Genomic DNA, 7,272 nt, shown 5'->3' with positions numbered 1-7,272 from the left:
GGACAGCGCTAATGATATGTTATTCATACGGTCTTTTTACAAGGCTGGGCGATGGGAAGATATTGAAAGAATGGCTTATGCAGGCGGGTTAGCAATGGCTTCCTAAAATACCCACAAATCGCAAATGCGCCCTGGCAAAATGGTCTTGGGCTAACCGCTTCATTTGATTATACCTTCGGTAAATCAGCAACTGATTTAGATAAGATCTCTGACAATAATGGTAAAATCAATAAAGCCATTGCCTACTACACAGCAGGATTAAATCTTACCTACACACTGCCGCTATAATCAGCTGCATTAACCTATCTAACACTCATCGCAACCTAATTAGTGGTGAGTATACTTTTTGCAACAGGCTATTTGATCGACTTCTTCCTTTCCCTCTGATCATAGTCTGTTGCAATAGAAGCGTTTAACAGGGGGAGAACCAATCGGTGGTCTCTGTTGAGCGAAAGTTCAAAGACTGTGCTCTCCTCGAACTTTCGCTCAACAGAGACTATTCGGTTGGTTGCGCTAAAGCTCAACGGGTGAAGGGGAGTTAAAATCCAACCTACTGCAGCTTCAAGCCACTAGCTTCAGCTGCTTGATACATTACTTCAGTGCCTAGCTTTTGACTAATTTGATCAAACACACTCAATGGTTTAGTGAAGTTAACCACCTTCATATCATTAAATTTCTCACGTTGCAAACTATCAACTGACGCAAATCCATCAATCAACCCATATTTCTTAGCTTGTACGCCTGAAAATGGCATACCTGAAAATATTTTATCTTCTTGCTTTTTATCAAGGCGATCGCCTCGCCCTGCTTTAACCGCATCGATAAATACTTGATGTGTTTCAGTCAGCATCGCTTCCATTTCCGATACTTGCGAGGCACTTTGTGGTTCAAATGGGTCTAAGAACCCTTTGTCTTTACCGGCTGTGTATAATCTACGTTCAACACCTATTTTCTTTAATAAATCAACAAAACCAAAGCCACCGGCTCTCACACCAATCGAGCCAGTAATTGTCATTTTATTGGCATAAATATCTTTAGCACCTGACGCAATATAATAGCCACCTGATGCGCAAACATCGACGCACACCGCATATAATGGCGTCTTAGGATATTTATTTTGCAAATAACGCATATGCTCATAAATATCATCCGATTGCACTGGCGAGCCGCCGGGGCTGTTGATCTGTACGATCACCGCTTTAGTGTTTTTATTTTTAAATGCCGCATCCAAACTGTCATTGATGCGTGTGGCATTGGCATTGCTATCATCGGCAATGACCCCATCAACCTTAACTAAAGCAATATGGTTTTCATTATTAACTGGTTTACTGCTAAAGCTTTTAATCAAAAGTCCAATAATGATAATCGCAACAACTAACCAGCAAAAGCGCCAAAATATACGCCAGCGCCGTGCGCGACGTTGCTCAAGAATGTAGGCATCAGCAATACGCTGTAAATGTTCAGACATAGTATTTCCTTATTTGTTTAAAGAGACATAAAAACAACCATGGGTTTAATGGTAGATGATTTGATAGAAAAATACAGCCCTAGCTGCGCTATTTATGCTTTCTCAGTAATAACTGTTTTGATTGCAAGCTCTTGCAACTGCTCGTTTGAAACTTCAGCAGGCGCTTCAGTCATCAAGCAACTCGCTGTTTGTGTCTTAGGAAAAGCAATCACATCACGAATATTAGTCGTATGGGTGATTAACATTGTTAAACGATCTAAGCCAAAGGCAATTCCACCATGAATTGGCGCACCATACTGCAAAGCATCTAGTAAGAAGCTAAACTTCTCTTTGGCTTCTTCCTCATTAATTCCTAATAGCTCAAACACTGTTTGTTGCATTTGTTGATCATGGATACGGATCGAACCACCCCCAACTTCATAGCCATTGATCACCATATCATAGGCGCGAGATAGGGCTTTTTCAGGATGCGCTTTAAGCTCGTCGACATTATCCACTTTTGGCGCAGTAAACGGATGATGTAATGCATACAGCCTGCCATCTGCCTCTTCAAACATCGGAAAATCAACGACCCATAACGGCGCCCATGCTTTGGTGTGTAGTTTAAGGTCTTCGCCAATTTTGACGCGTAGCGCGCCCATCGAATCATTGACGATATTTGCTCTACCCGCACCAAAGAAAATAATATCACCATCTTTGGCTTCTGTGACTTCAAGCACTCTTGTCAATGCTTCATCTGAGAGGTTTTTGACAATGGGTGATTGCAGTCCTTCTTTGCCTTTCGCCATCTCATTGACCTTAATATACGCCAAGCCTTTAGCGCCATAGATCCCAACAAACTTGGTATAATCATCAAGCATTTTACGTGTCAAGAGTGCATTGCCATTAGCTAAACGCATCGCAATGACACGTGATTTTTCATCATTGGCAGGTGCTGAGAACACTTTAAACTCTTCATTTTGCATAATGTTTTTCACATCAATGAAGTGCAACGGGATACGTAAATCCGGCTTATCTGAACCATATTTAGCCATCGCTTCAGCATAGCTAATCACTGGAAATTGCGATGGGAAGTCCGCATCTGCCGTTTGTTTAAACAAACGACGAACCATATCTTCCATTAAATTCATTAACGTATTTTCATCGATGAATGATGCCTCGATATCAATCTGAGTAAATTCAGGCTGTCTATCTGCACGCAAATCTTCATCACGAAAACATTTAACGATCTGATAATAACGATCAAAACCAGATACCATCAATAGTTGTTTAAACAATTGCGGTGATTGCGGTAACGCATAAAACTTACCATGATGATTCCTACTTGGCACCAAGTAATCACGTGCACCCTCAGGCGTTGCCTTAGTTAAAAATGGCGTTTCAATATCCAAAAATCCATGCTCATTTAGGTAGTGACGCACAAACTGTGAAATACGCGCACGCTGAATCAAGCGATGTTGAATCTCAGGTCGTCTTAAATCGATATAACGATATTTCAAACGCACATCTTCACCAACATGTTGGTGCTCATCTAACTGAAAAGGAATGGTTTTAGCGCGATTAATAAGCTCTAAACTTTGTCCAATAATTTCAATCTTACCACTGGCTAAGTTATTGTTTTCCTGACCAAGAGGACGCAGTTTAACAAGACCTTTAGCTTTAATCACATATTCATGACGCACATGATCCGCTTGTTCAAAAACGCTCGCATTTTCTGGTTCATACACCAATTGCACAAGACCCGTGCGATCACGAATATCTAAGAAAATAACACCCCCATGGTCACGACGACGGTGCACCCATCCACATATTTCAACGGTTTTATCAACCAAAGATTCATTTACTTCTGAACTATAATGACTACGCATTTTTTATCCTTTAAATAACATAACATAACAAAGACATATAAGCCGTTAAGCATATACAAATATGTGACAGATAACAATTATTGAGACTGGGAGTTTTGCAAATTTATGTTTTAAGGTATTGAATTGAATTAAAAGCCGGCATGCTCAAGCAGAAACGCTTCTTCCTCATCACTCGAGATTCGCCCTAGTTGCGCATTGCGATGTGGGTAACGTCCAAACCGATCAATAATTGCTTTGTGCGCTATTTCAAACTCTAAACTTCGACCATTACCTAGCTCGGTATAAAGTGCCAACGCCTGTTGATGAATGGTTTTGGACTCACTATGCATATAAGGCAAATAAGCAAACGAACGCTCACTATCACTTAATGTTTGATCTAGCTTCAACAGCACTAACTCTTGTGCTAACACTAAAGCCAATGAATCATAAGCAAAAGCTTCTTTTGTATTTCTAAAAATATTGCGCGAAAACTGATCGAGCACAATAATCTCTGCCAAACGTCCCTGTGCTGTTTCGCGCCATGTAAACAACTCACCACGAGATGCTGCTTTGTGAACTGCCAAAAATCGATCTTTAATGCTTTGATCCAACGCATCACTCTTTGCAAACCAGTCTTTTGCAGTTAGCTCTTTAAACCAAAAGTCTAAAATCTCTTGATAGTGCATACCATGCCCTCTTAAGTTTAAGTTTATGCGTTTTAAAAATAATGCGTTGAATGCTGGATTTGTAACGTTGCCTGCAACACCAGTGCATCCTCATGCTTATCACCAACGCGATAATAGTTCTTACGAGTTGAAATTTCTTCAAAGCCGTATTTTCTATAGATGCTAATTGCAGGGATGTTGGTAACTCTCACCTCTAAAAACAACTTCTCAATCTGCTTATAAGACAAATGATTCATCAAATAGGCCAATAGCTTTTGCCCAAAACCTTGATGTTGATATGATTTTGCCACTGAAAAATTAAGAATTTCGGCTTCATCAAAGATTACTGAGATAACCGCAAAAGCAATCAGTTGATGATTAAGATCAAATAACCCCCATGTCTCTGTATGCGCGGACAAAATACTATCTTTCATTTGTGATGCTGACCATGGGTATTCAAACACCTCACGCTCAATGTCCATCATCTGTGGTAAATGGTTTTCACCTAACGGCAAAATCTGATACTGCATAAAGATTCATCATGGTTTGTTTTTTTACCTCGGCACGATTGAGTTCATGCAGCTTAAGCGCATAACACCTATCATGCAAACTTTGATCTAACAAGGTTTTTAAAGTCAAGTTTTCATCATAGAGAATTATCGCACTTGAGGCTATATTTTTTTCTGTTTGTGCTTGATCTTTTTCAATAAAACATACTGAGAACTGTGTAAACATCGCATTTATAAGCGCTTTAACACGATCCTGCTGTTCCAAAGTAGATATAATCACGCTCAGCTTATTGGCAATAATATGTGTCTCGTCCGCTGATAGCTCCTCTTTATGAGCAGGATTATCTTTAGCATACCAACGCGTAATAGCTAAATGCTGTAAAATCGCATTTTGGCGCTCATTTTCGGTCATGCAAACTAGATCCCAATGCTCGATAATAGATTACAAATAGAGCGCACGGTATGTGTTAGCCTTGGGTGACTCACCTCATACTCAATAATCGCCTGTTCAAGATCGCTAAAATCTGCTTCTTTAGGATCTTGCAGCTTACTCATTTCTACTTTTTGTTTGGTCAAGTTAGCAATTTCAAGCGCTTGTTCCTTTTCGCTCTCAGGCAAAGATTTCAGTTCAATCTGCAACTGATCTAACAACTCGGATAAGTGCTCAGTATCATCAAAGTTTAATTTATCTGACGTTTTAAGAATTTCTTTGATTTTAGCAATTGTATCTTGTGGCATAGCTTGCTCCTAGCGCCTTTAGTTTGCTTTTATTCTAGGTGTTAAGCGCTTGTTTGACAATTAACTTACTGGGAATAAATTAATTTTATTTTGACAGCGCAAAATACTGTCATAATTATGAATACTATAACGCTCAACAAGACGCTTACATACTTCGATTGCTTTAAATGAGTTACCATGTTTATCCAAGCGCGGTGAGTAAATCGCAATCCCCATCAAATCAGGAACAACGACATAAATCCCACCAGATACGCCACTTTTGGCAGGCAGTCCAATCGAGAACGCCCACTCACCAGAATAATCATACATGCCACATGAATACATCAAAGACAAACAGTTTTTGACTGTTTCTGGTTTAAAGATTTCCTCTTTCGTCACGGCACAACTACCGGCATTGGCAAAGCTTGCCGCAATCGTTGCCAAAATCTCACTATTAAGCTCGATAGAGCATGCCTGAAAATATAAATTAAGCGTACGATGCAAATCGGTATTTTTTGGAAAAGCTTGATGCTCACGCATAAAATAACCCAAGGCATAATTGCGATCTGCTGTTTCTTTTTCAGAGTTATATACGGCATTATTAAACGTAATCTTCTGACTGTCTGCCAACTTATAAAGCGCTTGCATGATATGATTAAAACGATCTGCCGGATTGGATTTACGCTTGATCATCGAACACGACATAATCGCTCCGGCATTGATCATTGGATTATGCGGCAAGCCTTCATCGTTTAATGTTAACTCATTGAAGTTTTTACCACTTGGTTCACGCCCAATATGCTTATGCACATGACTTAATCCATTTTCTTCTAGTGCCAGAGCGTACAATACAGGCTTCACCATCGATTGCATACAAAAGCGTGACTTATAATCACCAATGCTGAATTTTCTACCATCAACTGTACACACAGATATTGCAAACTGATTAGGGTCAACTTTTTTAAGCTCAGGAATATAGCTTGCCACTTTGCCTTGTTGATTAGATTGTAAACTTGCATGAATATCACTTAGATAAGTACAAAACTCTTGGAATTTTTCATCAGAAATCATTATTTTAATTTTATATTTTAGCCTTTGGAAATAGGGCTTATTTTATACCTATCTTCAAATATTTAATAGCGTTTATTTCATTGCCATTTACATAGATTAAACCAGACATTCAAATAAAGAATCCCTATCTACAGGATCAAATCAACACCTCACTGCTAAAAGTCAAATAACTCTCCTAGAAAGCTCGATTTTTTCTTTTTTTTATGTGTGTTATGCGCGTTCGATCCTTCAAATTCATGGTCGTAGCGCTTTCTATCCTTTTCATTATGCTGATCATCATTGGGTCGATACGTCCTCGCTATGTGAGCAGAGTTTCGCTCAATTATTTTATCTAATTCTCCTCGATCCAACCATATCCCTCGACAGCTAGGACAATAATCAATTTCCACATTATCTCTATGTGTCATTAATAGTTTTTCATTAGTACAAGTTGGACAATTCATTTAACACCTCTCTTAGTTAACGCTGATAACAACAATTGGATGCTAACAACATTTTGCCATAAAGCATATTTTTGCTTGAGAATTAGAGGGATTTCCCGATAGTATTTATATATCCATACTTAATGACATTGACCAGTGAGATCTAGTACCTATTTATCCACAAGCAAATATCCATTATTACGACTATTAAGCTATATGCGCGGTTATCGCAAAGATTATCTTTTAGCACTCTTATACTCAACGCTCAACAAACTTTTTGACATCTTCCCTGAAATTCTCTTAGGCGTTGCTGTTAATATGGTGGTATCACGGAAAGATTCATGGATTGCACAAATAACTGGTATTAGGTGACAATTAGCTTTACCGATCACGACAACTAGAATTGCCGGTTGAATCATGTAGGCTATTCCTTAATCAATAAAGCTGCAGATAATTAAGATTAAGGTATGGCAAGAAAACGAGTCACAACAGAACAGGTAAAGCTATACATGAAACTCAGACAAGAAGATAAACTCACCCAGATTGGCTGCGCTGCTAAATCAGGCTTTAGTG

Annotated in this window: 8 protein-coding genes; all 8 read right to left on the bottom strand. The window is 39.0% G+C overall.

Features of this window, described 5'->3' with window-relative positions:
- Nucleotides 1–550: 550 nt before the first annotated feature.
- Nucleotides 551–1,468, bottom strand: coding sequence for a S49 family peptidase (locus F3D68_RS10810; protein WP_151194448.1), 918 nt, complete (start codon nucleotides 1,466–1,468; stop codon nucleotides 551–553).
- Nucleotides 1,469–1,560: 92 nt separating this feature from the next.
- Nucleotides 1,561–3,336, bottom strand: coding sequence for an aspartate--tRNA ligase (gene aspS / locus F3D68_RS10805; RefSeq protein ID WP_151194447.1), 1,776 nt, complete (start codon nucleotides 3,334–3,336; stop codon nucleotides 1,561–1,563).
- Nucleotides 3,337–3,464: 128 nt separating this feature from the next.
- On the bottom strand, nucleotides 3,465–4,001 hold the full coding sequence (locus F3D68_RS10800; protein ID WP_151194446.1) for a DUF924 family protein: 537 nt from the start codon (nucleotides 3,999–4,001) through the stop codon (nucleotides 3,465–3,467).
- A gap of 32 nt (nucleotides 4,002–4,033) precedes the next feature.
- Nucleotides 4,034–4,510 (bottom strand): ribosomal protein S18-alanine N-acetyltransferase, encoded by a 477-nt coding sequence (gene rimI, locus F3D68_RS10795; RefSeq protein WP_151194445.1) that lies wholly within the window; start codon nucleotides 4,508–4,510, stop codon nucleotides 4,034–4,036.
- Nucleotides 4,482–4,901 carry a hypothetical protein gene (locus F3D68_RS10790; protein WP_151194444.1) on the bottom strand — a complete coding sequence of 140 codons (420 nt, stop codon included), beginning with the start codon at nucleotides 4,899–4,901 and terminating at the stop codon, nucleotides 4,482–4,484. The genes rimI and F3D68_RS10790 overlap by 29 nt, the downstream gene beginning before the upstream one ends.
- A gap of 5 nt (nucleotides 4,902–4,906) precedes the next feature.
- Nucleotides 4,907–5,227 carry a DUF4404 family protein gene (locus tag F3D68_RS10785; protein ID WP_151194443.1) on the bottom strand — a complete coding sequence of 107 codons (321 nt, stop codon included), beginning with the start codon at nucleotides 5,225–5,227 and terminating at the stop codon, nucleotides 4,907–4,909.
- Nucleotides 5,228–5,287: 60 nt separating this feature from the next.
- Entirely contained in the window at nucleotides 5,288–6,277 is a 990-nt protein-coding gene (glsA, locus tag F3D68_RS10780; protein WP_151194442.1) for a glutaminase A, read from the bottom strand.
- Between the two features lie 155 nt (nucleotides 6,278–6,432).
- Nucleotides 6,433–6,720, bottom strand: coding sequence for a zf-TFIIB domain-containing protein (locus tag F3D68_RS11495; protein ID WP_151194441.1), 288 nt, complete (start codon nucleotides 6,718–6,720; stop codon nucleotides 6,433–6,435).
- Nucleotides 6,721–7,272 lie beyond the last annotated feature (552 nt).

The organism is Cysteiniphilum sp. JM-1 (genome assembly GCF_008711525.1).
Taxonomy (GTDB): domain Bacteria; phylum Pseudomonadota; class Gammaproteobacteria; order Francisellales; family Francisellaceae; genus Caedibacter.
The sequence above is the reverse complement of the archived record's forward strand: the minus strand, read 5'-3'. Positions and strand labels throughout refer to the sequence as shown.

Bases quoted from the DNA above. Each gene is read 5' to 3' on its own strand.
- F3D68_RS10810 (WP_151194448.1), bottom strand. From the start codon at position 1,468: ATGTCTGAACATTTACAGCGTATTGCTGATGCCTACATTCTTGAGCAA.
- aspS (WP_151194447.1), bottom strand. From the start codon at position 3,336: ATGCGTAGTCATTATAGTTCAGAAGTAAATGAATCTTTGGTTGATAAA.
- F3D68_RS10800 (WP_151194446.1), bottom strand. From the start codon at position 4,001: ATGCACTATCAAGAGATTTTAGACTTTTGGTTTAAAGAGCTAACTGCA.
- rimI (WP_151194445.1), bottom strand. From the start codon at position 4,510: ATGCAGTATCAGATTTTGCCGTTAGGTGAAAACCATTTACCACAGATG.
- F3D68_RS10790 (WP_151194444.1), bottom strand. From the start codon at position 4,901: ATGACCGAAAATGAGCGCCAAAATGCGATTTTACAGCATTTAGCTATT.
- F3D68_RS10785 (WP_151194443.1), bottom strand. From the start codon at position 5,227: ATGCCACAAGATACAATTGCTAAAATCAAAGAAATTCTTAAAACGTCA.
- glsA (WP_151194442.1), bottom strand. From the start codon at position 6,277: ATGATTTCTGATGAAAAATTCCAAGAGTTTTGTACTTATCTAAGTGAT.
- F3D68_RS11495 (WP_151194441.1), bottom strand. From the start codon at position 6,720: ATGAATTGTCCAACTTGTACTAATGAAAAACTATTAATGACACATAGA.